This window comes from Mesorhizobium sp. WSM3873 (genome assembly GCF_001672445.1).
Lineage (GTDB): Bacteria > Pseudomonadota > Alphaproteobacteria > Rhizobiales > Rhizobiaceae > Mesorhizobium.
The window spans coordinates 1-14898 of record NZ_LYTM01000030.1; the positions used below are offsets into that span (position 1 = coordinate 1).

The window sequence follows — 14898 nt, forward strand, 5'->3', positions numbered from 1 at the left end:
CAATACCAGCTTGCCGGGTTTGGGCAGGGGGCAAGCTGGTATTGTGCGCCACCTTCCGGCAACTGACATCAGAACTTGAGGCATGGCTGACAAACCCGTCGCAGCTTCCTGCCCGTTGTTGTGATCGTATCGCTGATACAGCTAGCCGTGCCTACGCCCGTTCGTTGGCTTCTTCGCCGTCGGCGTGTACGTATTTGTTGCCTCCCTGGCAAGCCTCGCCAGCCTTAACCGCTCGGTCTTCTGTTCTCGCGCGGCGTCTTCAGCGTCGATAATTTTGGCGGGCGGCCCTGGCTGTGGCGTCCTGCTTTGTTTCGATCGCGGTCGGGCGGTATATCGGGTGTCGCATGATGCGCTCTCGAAATCGGAAAACAAAAAAGGCCGGGCTTGCCCGACCTCTCTGATCTGCGCTCTGTGGCCTGTGCCAGTACATCCGTGGTCAACGGCCAGCGCAATAATTTATGCGGCTTGCAGGTTCTCGGCCGCGAATTTGCCGTTACGGTTGTCCTTCACGAGTTCGAAGCTGAGTTTCTGGCCCTCGACCAGTGAGCGCAGACCGGCCCGCTCGACAGCGGAGATGTGGACGAACACGTCCGGCTGGCCGCCACCCTGCTCGATGAAGCCGAAGCCTTTGGTCGAATTGAAGAACTTTACGGTTCCCGTATTCATGGCGATTTCCTTTCAATCATCCATAGAAAATTGCTTGCCGTGCAAGACACACGGCAAACGGTTCAGATCGATTTTGAGAGGAGAAGATCGCCGAAGACGCGTTTCGCGTCAGAAACAAAGTTCGACAGACAAGATCGATATTTGCAACATAGACCAGTTCAGTGTTCTAAACAAGGCGCGGCCGGCACTAATTCTCGCCTTTCAAGACCGACGGCCTTCCAACTGGCGAGTCGGTTCTAGAATGGCACTCGGCAGCTGATTGCGTAATCCACCATCCGACCTGGATGGCGGGACGATCACCGCGAGTGGCGGAAAATCGCCAGGCCGGGTGGTGACACAGAACCATTCGTTGCGTCCGCTCTTTCTCCATGCCAATTCCCCCGCGGAGGACCACTTTAAGGAAACGAAGGGTCAGCTCACGAAAATCGAACAGGTGTTCAAGTCGACCGGCAAGAAGACTTCCGGCGAGAAATACGACGTTATCGAAGGGCCTCGCTTGGAAGTCGGCGGCCCGATCCTCTCAAGGCCGGTTTGCTGGCGGCCTGCCACGCGGTTGAGCACCCATCACATTGCCCGGCCGCCTCTTTGGGGAATGGGCGCAGGAGCTCGAGCACGATCAACGCATAAGCTGCTCAGCAGATCCTCGACCAGGAGAAACACCTCGCGTCAACAAAACGGCTTGACCGCGAACTGGGAGGTCCCCGCGCGAATTGGGGCGGAACGTGGAATTGCCTCGCTATCCAGGCGTCGATGCCCTAAGGACAGCGATGCAAAATCCCAAATTCACTCAGCCGGTGACTGTTCGCGCCGGTGCTCAAGGCGCCGAGACGATCATCACTAACGTTTACGAATGCTCGTCATTTCTGCTTCGGAAGTGGCCGGGCAAGCGTGGACCGTCACATCGCGCCGCGCTCCAGGCTTGCCACGATGCCAGCGCGGACAAAAAGCCCATATCGAGCGTTCGGCGGGCGTTCGCTTTGGCTGCGCGCGAGGCTGGTATCCTGGTGGGGCAATAACGGAGCGGGCTTGCCGAGGGACACGCGGGATATATCTATCCGCACGCCGAGGGTAGTTACCTGGCCAACCGACATGAATAGATGACCAGCGTGATGCCGTTTGCAGACAGGTCAAAGGAGGTCCGCCATGTCAAACCCGTCACGGGCATTCTACACAAGTTCCAACGGCGACCGCTGGCTGGTCGTTAAGGTCGGCGAGCGCGATGAGATTTTCGTGAGGCATGAGCCAAACCGGGCTTCGGGCGGTCAACCCTCCGAGGTTGACATCGAGACGTTCATGGCCCGCGGGCCTGGCTCGCCCGAAGGCGAAGCCTTGATCGATCTGCTCGACCAGCTGCGCACAGAACAGGACCGGGCGAGCATGGAAAAGCCAGGCGGTCGATAAATAGCCAACCTGCAAGGACTCGGATAGCTGCGCCGTACCGGTCACGTCTTCCGCCCTCCCCTTCGCGCTGCCTGCGGTTTGATTCTGATGCGCAACGTTCCGCCCTCCGGGCGGTCGATTTCGAACGCGTTCGTCTTGCGGACGAGATCGCTTAGCTTGCGAAAACCAAAGGTGCGGGGATCGAAGTCGGAGGCCAGATTGGCAAGCTGCGTGCCGACCGCACCGAGCGGAACCCAGCCATCCTCGCTTTCCATCTGCGCGATGATCTTCCGAATGATCGGCACGGCCGCTGAGGGCGGTTGCAATGGCTTCACGCTCGATACCGCCTCAGGTTCGTTGCCCGGCGCAGACGGAAGCAGATTCTCGGTGTAGACAAATCGCCGGCATGCCTGTCGGAAACTCTCGGGCGTCTTCTGTTCGCCGAAGCCGAACACGTCGATGCCCTGCTCGCGGATGCGGGCGGCCAGCCGGGTAAAATCACTGTCGGAGGAAACCAGGCAGAAACCGTCGAACCGACCGCTATGGAGGAGGTCCATCGCGTCGATGACGAGCGTGATGTCGGAGGCGTTCTTGCCTGTCGTGTAGGCGAATTGCTGCTGGGGTATGATTGCGTGCTTCGAAAGAACGTCGGCCCACGCTTTCGAGCGCGAGCTTGAAAAATCGCCGTAGATGCGACGCACGCTGGCCTCGCCAATCTTGGCGATCTCCTCGAACAGCCCGTCGGCGATCTTGGCCGAGGCATTGTCGGCATCGATCAGAACGGCTAGGCGCGGCGACCGCAGCTCGGACGGTATCATAGAGCTTCCCCTAGCGCTGTTCGTGCGACCTGAAGTTTTTGCTCTCAATGTCAATGATGTCGCCGCAGTTGGAGCATTCCATCTGGGTGTGAGTACGAATCCAGCCGACGAGGGTCTTTGCCTGATGATGGCAACGGGGACATTCCACGTCGATTTCGAAGGTGTCCGTCTCGCGCTCTGTCATCGCCATGCCTCAGCTTTCCTCAGCAGCCGGCTCTCGCGCTTCTTTCTGCTCTATGGATGAAGGTTTCTCCTTCGCAGCTTTCCCCGCAAGCTTAGCTTCTTTCTTGGCCGCCTTGGCCTTGTCTCGTTGACTCCGCTCGTATCGATAGTTGGGCTTCAGCGCCATTCGAACTCTCCGTATGCAGGTATGGTAGTCTCCCTAGGCAAAAATGGCCCGCAGCCTCAAGCGCGGTGAGAAATGACAATCGCGTCCTCGGCAGCAGCATCTCCGGCGCAGCACTTCATCGCGTCCGTCCAAGCTAGGCTGTCGTTTCCAGGCCAATGGTTGAACAGGAAATCGGATGCCTGTGCGACAGACTCAATGACAGTGAAGCCGATCGGACCGGCGATATAGACAGCCACGGGAACCGGAATTTTGGCTGCCATCGTGCATCCTACGCCCGATTGCATGCAAAGACGAGCGTGGCAGGGGGCGTATTGTTACCCGCTTGAATCGCACCCGGACGCGCTACCGGAAATCGGCGGCTGTCAAAGTATACGACTCGCGGCGGTTGCGGGCATAAACCTTGCCGGCCACGTCCTGGATAGAGGTTCGTAAGTTGTCAAATGCCGAAAGACAAGCCGTCTCGGCGCTTCCGTTTCCGCCCAGGGCAACACCGGATTTGGCCAGCGCCTCTGCCTCGATGAAGAAACGGATTTGAAACATGCCGTCATGGCCAATGAAGCAGACGGCATTGCGTACCTCATCGAAGCTACGGCTCGGCTCCCATGACCCTGGTAAAGAGATACTTGGCAAGGCGTTGTGTGGGAACACAATGTGGGACGGTCGGCAAATGTCCGGCTGTTGGCTTTTAACCCGTTGATTTTCTTGGCGCACCCGACAAGATTCGAACTTGTGACCTCTGCCTTCGGAGGGCAGCGCTCTATCCAGCTGAGCTACGGGTGCTTCCCGGAACCGGAAAACGAACCGGCCGGTGAGCCGGCCAGCCACGGCTTCTTAGCGGAAGCGCGTGCCGGCTTCAACGGGCAATTGGCCTGGCGGAATATTCGCAATAGCGGGCAGGCTGGTATTCGTCCGGTGGAGGTGCCGGAGTCGAGAGCGAGCGGTCCCAACTGATGTGGGGATCGGAGGCCGGTGGCCCGCTTCGGCAATGCATCGAGATTTCCGAGCGTTGTTCAGGCGCAAGCTCTCGCCAGCCCTTTCACCCCTCCGCGTCGCTCTCCGCCACCCTCCGCTGCACCCCGCGCGTCGCCCGCTTCTGCTTCTTGGCGGTCAGCTCGTGCATGGCGTCGAGCTGCATCTGCTGCATCTCGGCCAGGCGCTGCCATTGGCGCGAGATCAGGTAGTCGAGCTTTTCGTGCAGGTGCCGCACTTCGAGCTCGGCCTTGAGGTTCACCCGGTAGTCGTTGAAGGAGCGCAGCCGGTCCTTCGCCTCCTGCCGCTTCTGGCTCATCATGATGATCGGCGCCTGGATGGCGGCGATGCAGGAGAGCAAGAGGTTGAGCAGGATGAACGGGTAGGGATCGAAGGCGGCGGCCGCGCCCTCGACGAGGTTGAGGCCGATCCAGATCAGAAGCACCGCCGCGAACGAGATCAGGAACCACCAGCTGCCGCCGAAGGCCGCCATGTCGTCGGAGACGCGGTCGGCGAAGGAGCGGCGCTCCTCGAACTCTTCTTCCGAGTTTTCCGAGATCGTGTCCTGTCTGGCGATCGATTCCACCACTTGGCGGTCGAGCTCGGAGAACTCGCCATGCTCCTGCTGCAGCAATTCCTCCATGTAGCGCATGCGGTAGCGGGCAAGCTCCTCGCGGCTGATGCGGGCGCCGCGCGGCAGGTCGGGATGGTCGGAGCGGATGCGGTCGGCGAGGCTCGGCCTGAGGTCGTCGACGCGCACCAGGTCGCGCTTGCGGAACTTCCGGCCGCTGATCGCCGACGGTTTTTTCTTGGGCTTTGCGCGCGCCGCGCCAGGCAGGTGCGGCTCCGAATCCGGCACCTCCGGCGCTTCGAGGATCTCGTCCGCCGCCTCATGCTGATCTTCCGGCACGGTGGCCGCCTCAAGATATTCGCCGCCCGAGTCGTTTTCGGTGTCGGCCATTGTCTGCGCGGATGCCTTCGGGTCGCCGGCCATGCTCAGTGCTCCTCTTCTCGGGCTTCGTTACGATACGCCGAGCCGGCGCGGCATATCCACCGCGACTGTGAAGCTGGTGTGACCGAACAAGTTGTTGTGATGGATGGATGTGCTTTCGGCGCGCAAAGACATAGATCCAATTCTGGGAGATTTGGCTGAAAGGGCTTGCTGAGCAACAGCAAATCTCTGGGGGCAGCGCCGCCCCTCATCCGCCTGCCGGCACCTTCTCCCCGTATAGACGGGGAGAAGGAGGCTGGGCGCAGGCTCGGCGCCTTCCGCTGCACCGCTGCCGAGTGGCGAAACCGGCGATGAGAGCGCCCCTCTCCCCGTCACTTACGGGGAGAGGATGCCGGCAGGCAGGTGAGGAGCAGCGCCACCGGTCGAAAGCATTGGTCCTGCCTCGCTGGCGCCATGGTCGCCACCGCCTGGCCTGTCCTGGCCCTGTGGGGGTCCTGGCCAGTAAATTACATCAAAAGGTCAAGCCGGTCGCTTGAGCAGGCTGCCGCCGCCACCCGCACTTCGCTACTGCGCCGGCAGACCGGGCAGCGACGAACTCGGCGCCGGCACACCCGGAAGCGCAGAACCGGCCGGCTGCTGCCCGGCATACATCAGCCGCGTCTGCGCATCGGCGCTCATCGGCGCCAAGCTGCGCTGGATCAGCGCCTCGACATGGTCGTTGCGCTGGCGCGCGCTTTGGGCGCCCATCACCACCACGATTAAATGCCTGCCGTCGGCATTGTAGGAGGTGACGATGTTGTAGCCGGAGGCGCGGATATAGCCGGTCTTGATGCCGTCGACGCCGCGCACCCGTCCCAGCATGTCGTTATGGCCGCGCACCAGCCGGCCGCGGAACATGAAGTCGCTTTCGGAGAAATAGTGGAAATGCTGCGGGAAGCGGCGCTGGAGCGCGATGCCCAGCACCGCCATGTCGCGCGCCGTCGTCACCTGGCCGTCGTCGGGCAGGCCGCAGGCGTTGCGGAAGTGGGTGCTGGTCATGCCGAGCTGGCGCGCCTTGGCGGTCATCATGGCGGCGAACTGCTCCTCGCTGCCGCCGCCGAGATATTCGCCCACCGCCACCGCCACGTCGTTAGCCGACTTCACCACCATGGCGCGGATGGCGGAATCGACGTCGATCGTCTCGCCGCGCCTGAAGCGCAGCTTCGTCGGCGGCTGCGCGGCGGCGTGGTTGGATACCGGGATCTGCGTCTCCTTGCTCACCCGGCCGCTCTCCAGCGCCTCAAACAGCATGTAGAGCGTCATCATCTTGGTCAGCGACGCGGGATAGCGCTGCGCCGTCGAATTGACCTCGAACAGCGTCTTGCCGGTCGAAGCGTCGACCACGATCGCCGCATATTTCTGCGGCTGCGCCGGCACGGCCAGCACGGTTTCCGGCGGCGCGGCGGTGGTGCAGCCGGCAATGAGGAGCAGCAGGACCAGCGCGGTCATCAATTTCTGGAGGAGCGAAAGCGGAGTGGACAAGATTGTTTCAAAAACGGTTGCGGAGATGCGGCGAAGCTAGCGTACCGCATCCGCCCCGTCCAACTGGTTAACGGCGGGAATGAGGCATTTGCCCAGCTTTTGGCGGGTCGCACTAGGTTGCATTGCCTTGGAAGTTGGCGCCGCCCCTCATCCGCCTGCCGGCACCTTCTCCCCGTATAGTAACGGGGAGAAGGGGGCCAGCCGCAACCTCGGCGCTTTTTCCTGCAACACTGGCGATTGGCGAAATCGACGGCGACAGCGTCCCTCTCCCCGTCACTATACGGGGAGAGGATGCCGGCAGGCAGGTGAGGGGCAGCGCCGAGTTCGACAATTGGTGGCATTCGCCTGATGCAAAATGCCTATCGCCCTGCTTGCGCCGCTGCCGCCGGTCAGGCTTTGTTGTCACCGAAGATTCGAGCTTTGGCAATGGACACCCTCAGCATCAACGCAAAAGGCATCTCGGTCTCCCTCGATCTCGCCGTCGGCCACATCGCCGCCCTGGAAATCGAGGCCGATGGCCGCCGCCTAAAACCGCTGCACCGCGCGCCCTGGGTCGGCTCGCCGCGCGCGACCTTGCCGCAAAACCTCCCCGAAGGCACGGTGCGCCTGTCCGGCGACTTCCTCTGCGCGCCGTTCTCCACCAGCGATGTCGAGGAAGCACCCCTCCACGGCTGGACGGCCAACAGCGAGTGGGATGTCGTCGAAAGCAGTGCCATCGCCGGCGGCTGGCGCGCCGTTTTCCGCTTGCGGCGCAAGGTGATGGGAGCTTCCATCGACAAGCTCTTCACGCTGCGCGACAACCATCCCTTCCTCTACCAGGAACACATCTTCTCCGGCGGTTCCGGCGCCATTTCCGTCGCCCACCATCCGATGACGGCGATGCAGGACGGCGGCCGGCTCGCCTTCTCGCCGAAACGTCTGGCGGTCACGCCGGCGACCCCGCTGGAGCCCGATCCGGCGCGCGGCCGGTTTCGCCTGGCCTATCCCGCCCGCGCCACCGACCTGACCCGTTTCCCGCTCGCGGCCGGCGGCACCGCCGATCTCGCCGACTACCGCATGGAAGACCGGCGCGAGGATTTCATCACCCTGGTCGAGGCCGATCATGGCGGGCCGGGCTGGACGGCGCTCGCCCGCCGCGCCGAGCAGGATCTGGTGCTGGTGCTGAAGAACCCGGCCGAGCTGCCGGTCACCATGCTGTGGTTCAGCAATGCCGGGCGCGACTATGCGCCCTGGAGCGGCCGCCATGTCGGCGTGCTCGGCATCGAGGACGGCCGCGCCGCGGTCGGCCACGCCGCCTCGCTCGGCGACAACTGGCTGAAGCATGAGGGCGTGGCGACGGCCTTCGCGCTTGCCGAAGGGCGCAGCGTCTCCTTCCGCCATGTCATCGGCGCGGTTCCGGCAGCCGACGTCGAACCGCCAAGCGGCCTGGAACAAGCGACCGATCGACTGCGCGTCCTTGCCCCGAATGGCTCAGCGAAGGAGATACCGTTCGACGGCGAATTCCTGCGCATCGGCCGTTCCGTGCCCGCCTGAGGCCCTTGCTCCGCCATAGGATGCCGACCGATCTCAAAGGCGTGCGGCAGAGCCTTATAACCGTTTGAAATTTCTCCCCGGTACCGCCAAGATGCGGCCGGAGTCGCTAGCGAAGAGGCGCTGATGTCCGACTTAGCCCATATCACCGCCGCCATCTTCAAGCGCGCCGGCAAGGCCAAGCGTTTCGTCGTTGCCATTGCCGGCCCGCCGGGAGCCGGCAAGTCGACCATATCGGGCAGGCTGCATGAATTGCTGCCGGAGGGCACGTCCGAAGTCGTGCCGATGGACGGCTTCCACTATGACGACATCGTGCTCAACCGGCGCGGCCTGCGCGCGCGAAAAGGGGCGCCGGAAACCTTCGATTTTGCCGGCTTCGAGACGCTTTTGAGGCGGATCCGCTCCGGCGAGCCGGACATTGCCATTCCGGTCTTCGACCGCAGCATCGAACTCTCGCGCGCCGCCGCCGAGATCATTTCCGCCGACACCAAGTTCATCCTGGTCGAGGGCAACTATCTGCTGCTCGACGAGGAGCCGTGGTCGCGGCTGGCAGAGCTGTTCGATTTCACCATTTTCGTCGATGTCCCGCGCGACGAGCTCGAGCGCCGGCTGATGGAGCGCTGGCGCGGCCATGGCAAGTCCGACGAGGACGCCCGCGCCTGGATCGCCTCCAACGACATGCCCAATATCGAGCGGGTGCTGGCGCGTCGCCGGGAGGCCGACCTGGTGATTGGTTAACCTGCTCAATTTTCACCATTTTCGGGCGGGAACCTTAAGATTTACAGGTCGTTATCTCCATGACCCGAATTGTCCGGCACTGACGCGATTCCAGGAAAGAAAGCGTGTAACGGCTTCCGGAATTGCGCGATAACAGGAACCGTCTTATGGCAACCAAGACCAGAAAACCCGCGCCTGCAAGAAGCAGAGCCAATCAATCCAGAGCTGGTGCAGCTACCGCAACGGCCGAGCGCTCCAAGGACGCCAAGCCGAGCTTCGGCAAGGCCGCGCCCAAGAAAGTCGTGCCCGGCACCGCGCACAAGGCCCCCGCGAAGGCCGCGAAGCCGCATAAGCCGGCGGCAAGCTCGGGGCCGATCCGCACTGTGGCAAGCGTGGCGACCGGCGCGGTGGTGGCCACCGCGCGGCTTGCCGCATCCGTGCTCGGCCGAGGCGGCGCCAAGGCCAAGCCCAAATAGAGCGACTTAGCTCCTGGCCGGGATAGTCAGGCCCCTCTGCACGGCGGGCCGTGCGAGGCCGCGCTCCAGCCATGCCGCGACACCGGGGAAATCGTCGAAGCCGACCAAATCGCGCGCCTCGTAGAAGCCGATCAGGTTGCGCACCCAGCCGAGCGTCGCGACGTCGGCGATGGTGAACTCGTCTTCCATGATCCATTGCCTGCCCTTGAGCCGCGTTTCCAGGACGCCGATGAGGCGCCTCGACTCGTCGCGATACCGCTCCAGCGGGCGCTTGTCGGCGATCTCGCGCCCGGCGAATTTGTTGAAGAAGCCGACCTGTCCGAAGATTGGGCCGATCGCGGCCATCTGGAAGAACACCCACTGGATCGTCTCGTAGCGCCGGATGGGATCGGCCGGGATCAGCTTGCCGGTCTTGTCGCTGAGATAGAGCAGGATGGCGCCGGATTCGAACAGCCCGATCGGCTTACCGCCGGGCCCGTTCGGATCGATGATTGCCGGTATCTTGCCGTTCGGGTTGAGCGACAGGAACTCCGGCGTCCAGCTCTCGTTCTTGCCGATGTCGACCGGATGCGGCTCATAAGGCAGGCCGATCTCCTCCAGTGCGATCGAAATCTTCACGCCGTTGGGCGTCGGCCACGAATAGAGCTGCAGGCGATCGGGATGCTTGGCCGGCCAGCGCTTGGCGATCGGAAAGGCGGACAGGTCGGTCATCGGGGCTCCGGATGCGGATGGGCGCGTGGCGGCCCGCGTGGCGGGTGGGCAAGAATTAGGATCCCGACCCCTCGGGATCAATATGGCCGGCAATCGACCCCCCATGGACGGTCAGTCAGCCAAAGCACCCGCAAGGATGGGAACGCGTCCGGCGCCGGCGAGCGCCCGTGTCGGGTCGCCCATCTCAGATCGCCCGTCTCAGATCGCCTTGAAGGCCAGCACGGCATTGGTGCCGCCGAAGGCAAAACTGTTGCTCAGTGCCGCGCGCACCTTGCGCTCGCGCGCCACATTCGGCGTCACGTCGAGATCGCATTCGGGGTCGGGCTCGCGGAAATTGGCAGTCGGCGGCACGATGCCGTCGCGGATCGCCATGACGCAGGCGATCATCTCCAGCCCGCCCGAGGCGCCAAGGCAATGCGCATGCATCGACTTGGTCGAGGAGACCGAGAGCGCGCTCACATGCTCGCCGAAGACGCGCTTGATCGCCGCGGTCTCGATCTGGTCGTTGGCCTTGGTGCCGGTGCCATGCGCATTGAGATAGTCGACGTCCTCGGGATTGAGCCCTGCATCCACCAGGCAGAAGCGCATCGCCGCTTCCGGTCCCTCGACGGTCGGCGCGACGATGTCGGAAGCGTCGGCCGAGAGGCCCGCGCCGGCGATCTCGGCAAGGATGGTGGCGCCGCGCGCCATCGCGTGGTCGTAGCTTTCCAGCACCGCCATGCCGGCGCCTTCGCCGAGCGACAGGCCCTGGCGATCGGCCGAGAACGGCCGGCAGGTGTCGGGCGAGAGCACGCGCAGCGCCTCCCAGCCCTTGAGCACGCCCCAGACCAGCGGCGCCTCGGTGCCGCCGGCGACCATGACGTCGGCGCGCCCGAGCCGGATCTGGTCGACGGCCGAGGCGATGGCATGATTGGCCGACGCGCAGGCCGAAGTGACGCCGAACACAGGTCCGCGCAGGCCGAGACTCATGCTGACCTGGCCGGCGGCCGCGCCAGGCATAACCTTCGGCACGGTGAAGATAGCAGCGCGGTTGCGCCCCTCGATCAGGATCGCGCGGTAATTTTCCTCGATCGTCTCGAAGCCGGCGACGCCGACGCCGACAACGGCACCCATCCGATAGGTGTTGTCGGTATGCGCGACCAGTCCGGACTGCCGCATCGCTTCGCGCGCCGCGATCACCGCCAGCAGGCTGAAGCGGTCCATCGACACCACCTGCTTGCGGTCGATGCCGTGATCGGGCAACGCCTTGATTTCGGAGCCGACTTTGACCTTCAGGTCATGCAGCGAAGGATTGTCGATCGGGCCGATTGCCGAGCGGCCGGCGCGCATGGCGTCCCAGATCGCCGGCACATCGGTGCCGAGCCCGCATATTCCGCCAATGCCGGTGATGACGACGCGCTTGAGCATGCAGTCAGGCTTTTTTCGCGATCAGTTCGCGAACCGCCTCGACCATGTCGCCGACGTTCTTGAGGTTGCTCCAGGCGTCGACCGTGTTCATCTCGATCTCGATGCCGTACTTCTCCTCGAGATCGAAGATGATCTCGGTCAATTCCAGCGAATGGATCCCCAGCGTGTTGAGATCCGTGCTCGGCGTGATTTCTTCGCCGCCAGGTTCGGCATGCGCCTTGATCTTTTCGATGATTTCGGTCGTCAGCTGGTCAGCCATTCGGTTCCTTCCCCTGTCGTTTTCCGACGCCAACTGATCAGCGCCCCTGTGTCCCCGGATTCATAAACGTCGTCGCCCCTTACCTCGCCAGGAATCCGTGTGACCGCTCCAAGGTGGCTCCCTCTATAGAAACCGAAACGATGTCAAGCAACAAGCTATATATCGACAAAGCCGGTGGAGTGCTTAACGTTGGCGCCGTGGACATGATCGAGGATATCCTGATTTCGCTGCCTGCCGCGCAACGTGTTGCCGGGCGAGGCAGGCTTTTCTGCGGCAAGAGCCGCGGCAGGACCCGCCTTCAACGTCTCTATCAGGACGGATCGGCGAAGATTCGCATGCCGGCGGTGCAAGGCGACCCGCTCGAGGCCGTGCTGATCAACACGGCCGGTGGGCTGACGGGCGGCGACCGGCTGGGCTGGGAGATCGAGGTCGGCGAGGGCGCCTCGGCATCGATCACCACCCAGGCCTGCGAGAAGATCTATCGCGCCGCATCCGACCGGGCCGAGACGAAGGTCAGCCTCACGGTTGGCGCCGGCGGCCGCATTGCCTGGCTGCCGCAGGAAACCATCGTTTTCAACCACGCGGCCTTCGCCCGCGCGCTGGATATCGAGCTGGCGGTCGGGGCCGAGGCGCTGCTCCTGGAGGCAACGCTGTTCGGCCGGCTTGCGATGGGCGAACGGACGGTCCTGGGCAATTTTCATGACCGCTGGCGGGTTCGCCAGGGTGGCAGGCTCATCCACGCCGAGGACTTTCGCATCGGCCCGGATATCGCGGCCGGGCTCCAGCGCCAGGCCGTGGCCGGTGGCGCGCTTGCAATTGCAACGATGCTTCTCGTCTCCCCGCATGCGGAAACCATGCTGGAGCCTGCCCGCGCGATTATCGGTGATCAGGGTGGCGCCAGTTTCTGGAGCGTCGGGCAATCTGGCAAGCTTCTTGCGAGGCTCACCGCCGGCGACGGCTACCAGCTCCGCAAGCGGCTAGTTCCGCTCGTCGAGCTGCTCAACGGACGGGCTGGCCTGCCCAAATTATGGTCACTTTGACCTTCGACTACTTTGATCTTGAGTACCGAGAAGACGCATGAACCTGACGCCGCGTGAAAAGGACAAGCTGCTGATCGCCATGGCGGCGATCGTGGCGCGCAAGCGAATGGAACGCGGCGTCAAGCTCAACCATCCCGAGGCGATCGCGCTGATCACCGATTTCGTCGTCGAGGGCGCCCGCGACGGCCGCTCGGTGGCCGAGCTGATGGAGGCCGGCGCCCACGTCGTCACACGGGCCCAGGTCATGGACGGCATTGCCGAGATGATCCACGACGTCCAGGTCGAGGCGACATTTCCCGACGGCACCAAGCTGGTGACCGTGCACGAACCGATCCGGTGAGGAGGATCCGATGCTGGAACTCAGACCCAATTGCGAATGCTGCGACAAGGATCTACCGCCGGAGGCGGCGGATGCGCTGATCTGCACCTTCGAATGCACCTTCTGCGCCGATTGTGCGCAAGATGTTCTGGGCGGTGTCTGCCCGAACTGCGGCGGCAATTTCGCGCCGCGGCCGATCCGGCCGGCGGCAAAGTTGAAGAAATACCCGGCCTCGACCAAACGCGTGCTCAAGGCCGGGGGCTGCGGCCCCCGCAAGGCCGCCTGAGTCGGCAATTCGAAAAGGACCCGCCCATGATTTCCGCTTCGACGAAACGCACCGCGCTTGCCGCGATCCTCTTCCTGGCGGCGGCGATGCCGGCTTACGCCCATGTCGGCGTCGGCACGACCTCGTCCTTCACGGCGGGCTTCATGCACCCGCTGTCGGGCCTCGACCATATGACCGTCATGATCGCGGTCGGCCTGTGGGCGGCGATGAAAGGCAGCAAGGCGGTGTGGGCATGGCCGCTGGCCTTTGTCGGCGTGATGATGGCGGGCGCAGCACTCGGCATGCTGCAGGTGCCGGTGCCTTTCGTCGAGCCGGGTATCCTCGCTTCGGTCGTTGCCCTTGGGTTGCTGGTAGCGCTGGCGGTCGACCTGCCGGTCTCGGCGGGTGTGGCCATCATCGGCCTGTTCGCCCTGTTCCACGGCCATGCGCATGGCACTGAAGTGCCGGAGAATGCCGGCGGCCTCGAATATATGGCGGGTTTCGCCGTGGCGACGGCGCTTCTTCATGGCATCGGCATCGCGGCCGCGCTCGGTCTTGGGCTCCGCTTCCGCGCCCTGGCGCGTCTTGCCGGCGCCGCCTGCGCGACGGTCGGCGCTGGCCTGGCCTTCGGCGTTCTGTGAGGCCGCGATGATCCCGGGCGAAATCATCACGTCAAAGGGCGACATCGAGTTGAACAAGGGCCTGCCCACGGTGACGCTCAAGGTCGCCAACAGCGGCGACCGTCCGATCCAGGTCGGCAGCCACTATCATTTCTTCGAGACCAATGAGGGCCTGAAATTCGACCGCGAACGCGCCCGCGGCATGCGGCTCGACATCGCCGCCGGCACGGCCATGCGCTTCGAGCCGGGCCAGGAACGTGACGTCACGCTGGTGCCGCTCGGCGGCAAGCGCGAGGTCTATGGATTTCAACAGAAGGTGATGGGCAAGCTGTGAGGCGTGGCGGCGCGCTCAAATCACTTCGGCGGCTTGGCGGCCGCGTAGATGACGACCTTCCCGGGATTGTCGAACTCGACGGCAAGCACGTCCTCGGCCTGCACGCGTCGCGAATCGATCGCATTGAAGAGCAGGGCGTTCGCTTCGATCTCCTGCCGCAGCTCCGCGACGTCTTCCTGATGCTGCTTCACCTTGTTCTCGATCGCAGGCGGCGGCCCGCCTTCGCTGCGCGCGGCATCCGTCAGGAAAACGATATCGACGGTATCCAGCTTGGTTGTCTTGCGCACGGTGCCGATATTGTCGCGCGTGCGGTCGATGGCGGTGATGACCTTGCCGGCCTCTGTCTTCGACAGCGCCTCCTCCTGCCGCACGTCGGAATCGACGATCGTCGCACCCGGCTTGGTGCTGTCCAGTGGCGGCTTGCCGTCCGCAGGCTGCGCGGGAAACGCTGGGGCGGCGACCACGAGAAGCATGGCCACCACAAGGGCTGGAAAGACAAGGGCTGGAAATCCTGTTCCGGGGCACGGGGCGCTCGCCATCGCTCGCTCCTGGTTGAACTTGTGGC

General features: G+C 63.6%; 22 protein-coding genes and 1 tRNA gene. 11 read left to right on the forward strand and 12 right to left on the reverse strand.

Annotated features, from left to right (window positions below; all coding sequences use genetic code 11):
* Positions 1–456 precede the first annotated feature (456 nt).
* On the reverse strand, positions 457–666 hold the full coding sequence (locus A9K71_RS18885) for a cold-shock protein (RefSeq protein WP_066999092.1): 210 nt from the start codon (positions 664–666) through the stop codon (positions 457–459).
* 433 nt (positions 667–1099) lie between these two features.
* On the opposite strand from A9K71_RS18885, the gene A9K71_RS31630 reads away from it, so the two are divergent.
* The 3 genes from A9K71_RS31630 (at position 1100) to A9K71_RS18895 (ending at position 2067) form a co-directional block, all read left to right on the forward strand.
* Positions 1100–1507: a hypothetical protein gene (locus A9K71_RS31630; protein ID WP_245299679.1), complete on the forward strand. Its 408-nt coding sequence runs from the start codon at positions 1100–1102 to the stop codon at positions 1505–1507.
* A complete protein-coding gene (locus A9K71_RS18890) occupies positions 1434–1682 on the forward strand; it encodes a DUF982 domain-containing protein (protein WP_066999095.1) in 249 nt (82 codons plus the stop codon). Before A9K71_RS31630 ends, A9K71_RS18890 begins: the two co-directional genes overlap by 74 nt.
* Positions 1683–1809: 127 nt before the next feature.
* Entirely contained in the window at positions 1810–2067 is a 258-nt protein-coding gene (locus tag A9K71_RS18895) for a hypothetical protein (RefSeq protein ID WP_066999098.1), read from the forward strand.
* Positions 2068–2108: 41 nt separating this feature from the next.
* On the opposite strand, the gene A9K71_RS18900 is transcribed toward A9K71_RS18895, so the two are convergent.
* From A9K71_RS18900 to A9K71_RS18925, 7 genes are all read right to left on the reverse strand, one after another.
* Positions 2109–2861, reverse strand: coding sequence for an NYN domain-containing protein (locus tag A9K71_RS18900; protein WP_066999207.1), 753 nt, complete (start codon positions 2859–2861; stop codon positions 2109–2111).
* A 196-nt stretch (positions 2862–3057) separates the two neighbouring features.
* The gene (locus A9K71_RS32120) at positions 3058–3213 is read right to left on the reverse strand and encodes a hypothetical protein (protein ID WP_197504250.1); all 156 of its coding nucleotides are present in this window, start codon (positions 3211–3213) and stop codon (positions 3058–3060) included.
* A 56-nt stretch (positions 3214–3269) separates the two neighbouring features.
* Positions 3270–3473, reverse strand: a complete 204-nt coding sequence (locus tag A9K71_RS18905; RefSeq protein WP_066999101.1) for a DUF982 domain-containing protein — start codon at positions 3471–3473, stop codon at positions 3270–3272.
* A gap of 82 nt (positions 3474–3555) precedes the next feature.
* Positions 3556–3924, reverse strand: coding sequence for a DUF1488 domain-containing protein (locus A9K71_RS32915; RefSeq protein ID WP_197504251.1), 369 nt, complete (start codon positions 3922–3924; stop codon positions 3556–3558).
* Positions 3917–3993: transfer RNA gene (locus A9K71_RS18915), tRNA-Arg, on the reverse strand. The genes A9K71_RS32915 and A9K71_RS18915 overlap by 8 nt, the downstream gene beginning before the upstream one ends.
* 256 nt (positions 3994–4249) lie before the next feature.
* Positions 4250–5176: a DUF1003 domain-containing protein gene (locus A9K71_RS18920; RefSeq protein WP_066999107.1), complete on the reverse strand. Its 927-nt coding sequence runs from the start codon at positions 5174–5176 to the stop codon at positions 4250–4252.
* A 522-nt stretch (positions 5177–5698) separates the two neighbouring features.
* Positions 5699–6622 (reverse strand): D-alanyl-D-alanine carboxypeptidase family protein, encoded by a 924-nt coding sequence (locus A9K71_RS18925; RefSeq protein WP_066999110.1) that lies wholly within the window; start codon positions 6620–6622, stop codon positions 5699–5701.
* Positions 6623–7081: 459 nt separating this feature from the next.
* Between A9K71_RS18925 and A9K71_RS18930 the strand changes: the two genes are divergently transcribed.
* From A9K71_RS18930 to A9K71_RS18940, 3 genes are all read left to right on the forward strand, one after another.
* On the forward strand, positions 7082–8188 hold the full coding sequence (locus A9K71_RS18930; protein ID WP_066999112.1) for a hypothetical protein: 1107 nt from the start codon (positions 7082–7084) through the stop codon (positions 8186–8188).
* Between the two features lie 123 nt (positions 8189–8311).
* On the forward strand, positions 8312–8923 hold the full coding sequence (locus tag A9K71_RS18935; protein WP_066999115.1) for a nucleoside triphosphate hydrolase: 612 nt from the start codon (positions 8312–8314) through the stop codon (positions 8921–8923).
* A gap of 146 nt (positions 8924–9069) precedes the next feature.
* Positions 9070–9378 carry a hypothetical protein gene (locus A9K71_RS18940; RefSeq protein ID WP_066999117.1) on the forward strand — a complete coding sequence of 103 codons (309 nt, stop codon included), beginning with the start codon at positions 9070–9072 and terminating at the stop codon, positions 9376–9378.
* Between the two features lie 6 nt (positions 9379–9384).
* On the opposite strand, the gene A9K71_RS18945 is transcribed toward A9K71_RS18940, so the two are convergent.
* From A9K71_RS18945 to A9K71_RS18955, 3 genes are all read right to left on the reverse strand, one after another.
* Positions 9385–10089 (reverse strand): glutathione S-transferase N-terminal domain-containing protein, encoded by a 705-nt coding sequence (locus tag A9K71_RS18945; RefSeq protein ID WP_066999120.1) that lies wholly within the window; start codon positions 10087–10089, stop codon positions 9385–9387.
* 198 nt (positions 10090–10287) lie between these two features.
* Positions 10288–11496 carry a beta-ketoacyl-[acyl-carrier-protein] synthase family protein gene (locus A9K71_RS18950; RefSeq protein WP_066999123.1) on the reverse strand — a complete coding sequence of 403 codons (1209 nt, stop codon included), beginning with the start codon at positions 11494–11496 and terminating at the stop codon, positions 10288–10290.
* Between the two features lie 4 nt (positions 11497–11500).
* A complete protein-coding gene (locus tag A9K71_RS18955) occupies positions 11501–11755 on the reverse strand; it encodes an acyl carrier protein (protein WP_040975089.1) in 255 nt (84 codons plus the stop codon).
* A 197-nt stretch (positions 11756–11952) separates the two neighbouring features.
* Between A9K71_RS18955 and A9K71_RS18960 the strand changes: the two genes are divergently transcribed.
* The 5 genes from A9K71_RS18960 to A9K71_RS18980 are packed head-to-tail and all read left to right on the forward strand — an operon-like array spanning position 11953 to position 14333.
* On the forward strand, positions 11953–12795 hold the full coding sequence (locus A9K71_RS18960) for an urease accessory protein UreD (protein WP_066999209.1): 843 nt from the start codon (positions 11953–11955) through the stop codon (positions 12793–12795).
* 37 nt (positions 12796–12832) lie between these two features.
* Positions 12833–13135 carry an urease subunit gamma gene (locus A9K71_RS18965; RefSeq protein WP_066999125.1) on the forward strand — a complete coding sequence of 101 codons (303 nt, stop codon included), beginning with the start codon at positions 12833–12835 and terminating at the stop codon, positions 13133–13135.
* Between the two features lie 10 nt (positions 13136–13145).
* Entirely contained in the window at positions 13146–13400 is a 255-nt protein-coding gene (locus A9K71_RS18970; protein WP_066999128.1) for a DUF1272 domain-containing protein, read from the forward strand.
* Positions 13401–13426: 26 nt separating this feature from the next.
* Positions 13427–14020 carry a HupE/UreJ family protein gene (locus A9K71_RS18975; protein ID WP_066999130.1) on the forward strand — a complete coding sequence of 198 codons (594 nt, stop codon included), beginning with the start codon at positions 13427–13429 and terminating at the stop codon, positions 14018–14020.
* Between the two features lie 7 nt (positions 14021–14027).
* Positions 14028–14333: an urease subunit beta gene (locus tag A9K71_RS18980; RefSeq protein ID WP_066999133.1), complete on the forward strand. Its 306-nt coding sequence runs from the start codon at positions 14028–14030 to the stop codon at positions 14331–14333.
* 20 nt (positions 14334–14353) lie between these two features.
* Here A9K71_RS18980 and A9K71_RS18985 read toward each other — a convergent pair whose 3' ends face one another.
* Positions 14354–14872, reverse strand: coding sequence for a hypothetical protein (locus A9K71_RS18985; protein ID WP_245299678.1), 519 nt, complete (start codon positions 14870–14872; stop codon positions 14354–14356).
* Between the last annotated feature and the right edge of the window lie 26 nt (positions 14873–14898).

What these genes read in the sequence shown, in the direction of transcription:
- A9K71_RS18925 (WP_066999110.1), bottom strand. Translation starts at nt 6,622, where the DNA reads ATGACCGCGCTGGTCCTGCTGCTCCTCATTGCCGGCTGCACCACCGCC.
- A9K71_RS18940 (WP_066999117.1), top strand. Translation starts at nt 9,070, where the DNA reads ATGGCAACCAAGACCAGAAAACCCGCGCCTGCAAGAAGCAGAGCCAAT.
- A9K71_RS18920 (WP_066999107.1), bottom strand. Translation starts at nt 5,176, where the DNA reads ATGGCCGGCGACCCGAAGGCATCCGCGCAGACAATGGCCGACACCGAA.
- A9K71_RS18895 (WP_066999098.1), top strand. Translation starts at nt 1,810, where the DNA reads ATGTCAAACCCGTCACGGGCATTCTACACAAGTTCCAACGGCGACCGC.
- A9K71_RS18955 (WP_040975089.1), bottom strand. Translation starts at nt 11,755, where the DNA reads ATGGCTGACCAGCTGACGACCGAAATCATCGAAAAGATCAAGGCGCAT.
- A9K71_RS18970 (WP_066999128.1), top strand. Translation starts at nt 13,146, where the DNA reads ATGCTGGAACTCAGACCCAATTGCGAATGCTGCGACAAGGATCTACCG.
- A9K71_RS32120 (WP_197504250.1), bottom strand. Translation starts at nt 3,213, where the DNA reads ATGGCGCTGAAGCCCAACTATCGATACGAGCGGAGTCAACGAGACAAG.
- A9K71_RS18930 (WP_066999112.1), top strand. Translation starts at nt 7,082, where the DNA reads ATGGACACCCTCAGCATCAACGCAAAAGGCATCTCGGTCTCCCTCGAT.
- A9K71_RS18980 (WP_066999133.1), top strand. Translation starts at nt 14,028, where the DNA reads ATGATCCCGGGCGAAATCATCACGTCAAAGGGCGACATCGAGTTGAAC.
- A9K71_RS18890 (WP_066999095.1), top strand. Translation starts at nt 1,434, where the DNA reads ATGCAAAATCCCAAATTCACTCAGCCGGTGACTGTTCGCGCCGGTGCT.
- A9K71_RS18985 (WP_245299678.1), bottom strand. Translation starts at nt 14,872, where the DNA reads ATGGCGAGCGCCCCGTGCCCCGGAACAGGATTTCCAGCCCTTGTCTTT.
- A9K71_RS18885 (WP_066999092.1), bottom strand. Translation starts at nt 666, where the DNA reads ATGAATACGGGAACCGTAAAGTTCTTCAATTCGACCAAAGGCTTCGGC.
- A9K71_RS18975 (WP_066999130.1), top strand. Translation starts at nt 13,427, where the DNA reads ATGATTTCCGCTTCGACGAAACGCACCGCGCTTGCCGCGATCCTCTTC.
- A9K71_RS18935 (WP_066999115.1), top strand. Translation starts at nt 8,312, where the DNA reads ATGTCCGACTTAGCCCATATCACCGCCGCCATCTTCAAGCGCGCCGGC.
- A9K71_RS18945 (WP_066999120.1), bottom strand. Translation starts at nt 10,089, where the DNA reads ATGACCGACCTGTCCGCCTTTCCGATCGCCAAGCGCTGGCCGGCCAAG.
- A9K71_RS18905 (WP_066999101.1), bottom strand. Translation starts at nt 3,473, where the DNA reads ATGGCAGCCAAAATTCCGGTTCCCGTGGCTGTCTATATCGCCGGTCCG.
- A9K71_RS18950 (WP_066999123.1), bottom strand. Translation starts at nt 11,496, where the DNA reads ATGCTCAAGCGCGTCGTCATCACCGGCATTGGCGGAATATGCGGGCTC.
- A9K71_RS18965 (WP_066999125.1), top strand. Translation starts at nt 12,833, where the DNA reads ATGAACCTGACGCCGCGTGAAAAGGACAAGCTGCTGATCGCCATGGCG.